The 2526-nt window shown below is 76.8% G+C and carries 2 protein-coding genes; both read left to right on the top strand.

Annotated features, from left to right (window positions below):
* The first annotated feature begins 79 nt into the window (after positions 1 to 79).
* The gene (locus ACFV0G_RS38230; RefSeq protein WP_380558135.1) at positions 80 to 742 is read left to right on the top strand and encodes a regulatory protein RecX; all 663 of its coding nucleotides are present in this window, start codon (positions 80 to 82) and stop codon (positions 740 to 742) included.
* A 215-nt stretch (positions 743 to 957) separates the two neighbouring features.
* A complete protein-coding gene (rny, locus tag ACFV0G_RS38225; protein ID WP_380558132.1) occupies positions 958 to 2412 on the top strand; it encodes a ribonuclease Y in 1455 nt (484 codons plus the stop codon).
* Positions 2413 to 2526 lie beyond the last annotated feature (114 nt).

Here is a 2526-nt window from a genome sequence, read left to right as displayed (position 1 = left end):
GCGGCCGCACCCCCCGGCCGCCCCGGGGCGCCGTAGGGCGGCCGCTCTCACCGCCCGCCCCGGGCGCGGGCGCACGGCGCTGGCCCCCGAGCCGGTCCCCGGCCCCGCCGAGGACCGTCCGGGCCCCGACGACGACGCCGATCGCCCGGCCGCCCGCCCGGCCGGCCGCCGGCGCAAGCGCGCCACCACCGACGACGGCGCCGGGCCCGAGGGAGCGCCGCAGCCGGCCCGGCCCGCCCGCGACGCGGAGGAGACCGACCCGGCCACCCGCGCGCGGGACATCTGCCTGCGGCTGCTCACCGGCACCGCCCGCACCCGCCGCCAGCTCGCCGACGCCCTGCGCAAGCGGGAGATCCCCGACGAGGTCGCCGAGGAGGTGCTCTCCCGGTTCGAGGAGGTCGGGCTGATCGACGACGCCGCCTTCGCCGCGGCCTGGGTCGACTCCCGTCAGTCCCGGCGCGGCCTGGCCCGCCGCGCACTGGGCCGGGAGCTGCGCACCCGCGGCGTCTCCGGGGACCTGGTCGAGGCCGCCCTCGCCCGGGTCGACCCCGAGGACGAGGCGGTCGCCGCCCGCGCCCTGGTCGACCGCCGGCTGCCCGCCACCCGCGGCCTGGAGACCCAGGCCCGGATCCGCCGCCTGGTCGCGATGCTGGCCCGCCGCGGCTACCCCGAGGGGCTCGCCTTCCGCGTCGTCCGCGAGGCCCTGGGGGAGGAGGGTGAAGGCTTTGGCGAGGACTGGTGACAGATCATCAGCTATCGCCATCAACTCTCGATCGCATCTTGACCCTTTCGTAACCTGCGCCTAGCCTCACAACCAGTGAGGGATCACTTCGATCGCGCAACGGGCAACCGTGTGCATGATCGGTCGGAGTCGTTCCGTACGGCGTACCACCCTCGCCCCCGGCACTTCCCTCACCGCCGCATCAACAGAGTGCGCAGCGAGGGGGAGTGGCCGGGATGAGGACCGCGATGGGCGCCGGATCGGTGGCCTCCCTGCTGCTCACAGGTGTGCTCTGCCTCGTTCTGGCGCTCACCTGGCTGATGATCCGCCGGCTCCAGGCCGCCCAGCGGCGGGCCGTCGGCGAGGCCGAGCGGGCCCGGGCCTGGGCCGAGACCCAGGCCGCCCAGCTGCGCACCGAGCTCGACCGGCGCGAGGACCGGCTGGCCGAGGAACTGCGCCGGCTGCGCGCCCAGGAGGACGAACTCGACCTGCGCTGCGCGGAACTGGAGCGCAGCCGGGCCGAGGTCGCGGCGCTGGAGGCGGACCGGCTGCGGGCGCTGGAGCGGGCCGCCTCGCTCACCGAGGCCCGTGCCCGCGAGGAGCTGACCCGGGCCGTCGAGACCGAGGCCCGCCGTGAGGCCGCGGTGACCGTCCGGGAGATCGAGCGCCGGGCCAAGGCCGAGGGCGACCAGCGCGCCCGGGAGATCATCGCCGGCTCGATCCAGCGGCTGGCCTCCGAGCACACCGCCGAGACGGTGGTGACGTCGTTCCGGCTGCCGAACGAGGACATGAAGGGCCGGGTGATCGGCCGGGAGGGCCGCAACATCCGGGCGTTCGAGGCGGTCACCGGGGTCAACCTGATCGTCGACGACACCCCGGAGCTGGTGCAGCTCTCCTGCTTCGACCCGGTGCGCCGCGAGGTCGCCCGGCTGACCCTGGAGGCGCTCACCGCGGACGGGCGGATCAACCCGCTGCGGATCGAGGAGGTCCACGAGCGCAGCCGGGCCGAGGTGGAGCGGCTGTGCACCCGGGCCGGGGAGGACGCCCTGCTCGCCGTCCGGCTGGACGGGATGGAGCCGGAGCTCGTCCGGACCCTCGGCACCCTGCGCTACCGCACCTCGTACGGGCAGAACGTGCTCGCGCACCTGGTGGAGTCCGCGCACATCGCGGGGCTGATGGCCGCCGAGCTCGGGGTGGACCAGGAGCTGGTGCGCCGGGCCGCGCTGCTGCACGACATCGGCAAGGCGCTCAGCCACGACCTGCCGGGCAGTCATGCCGCGATCGGGGCCGAGTTCGCGCGCCGGCACGGCGAGTCCTCGGAGGTGGTGCACGCCATCGAGGCGCACCACGGCGAGGTCGAGCCCAAGACGGTCGAGGCGGTGCTCACCCAGGCCGCGGACGCCTGCTCGGGCGGCCGGCCCGGGGCCCGGCGGGAGTCGCTGGAGATGTACGTGCGCCGGCTGGAGCGGCTGGAGGAGATCGCCCGGGCGCACGACGGCGTCTCCAAGGTGTTCGCGATGCAGGCGGGCCGCGAGGTCCGGGTGATGGTGCAGCCGGAGCTGGTGGACGACCTGCGGGCGCAGACGATCGCCCGCGAGGTCGCCCGCCAGGTCCGCGAGGAGCTGACCTACCCGGGCCAGATACGGATCACCGTCGTCCGGGAGAGCCGGGCCACCGAGTTCGCCCGCTGACGGCCGGTCGGCCGGGGCGGCGCGGGGCGGGCGCGGGGCGGGGGGGGGGCGGCCCCGCCGGCGGGGGGGGTCGGGGGGCGGGGGCGGCGCGGGGGGGGCCGGGCGCGCCGCCCC

It is taken from the genome of Kitasatospora sp. NPDC059571, assembly GCF_042735675.1.
GTDB lineage: Bacteria > Actinomycetota > Actinomycetes > Streptomycetales > Streptomycetaceae > Kitasatospora.
Note: the sequence above shows the minus strand (reverse complement) of the source record. Positions and strands in the feature narration are given on the sequence as shown.

Bases quoted from the DNA above. Each gene is read 5' to 3' on its own strand.
- rny (WP_380558132.1), top strand. From the start codon at position 958: ATGAGGACCGCGATGGGCGCCGGATCGGTGGCCTCCCTGCTGCTCACA.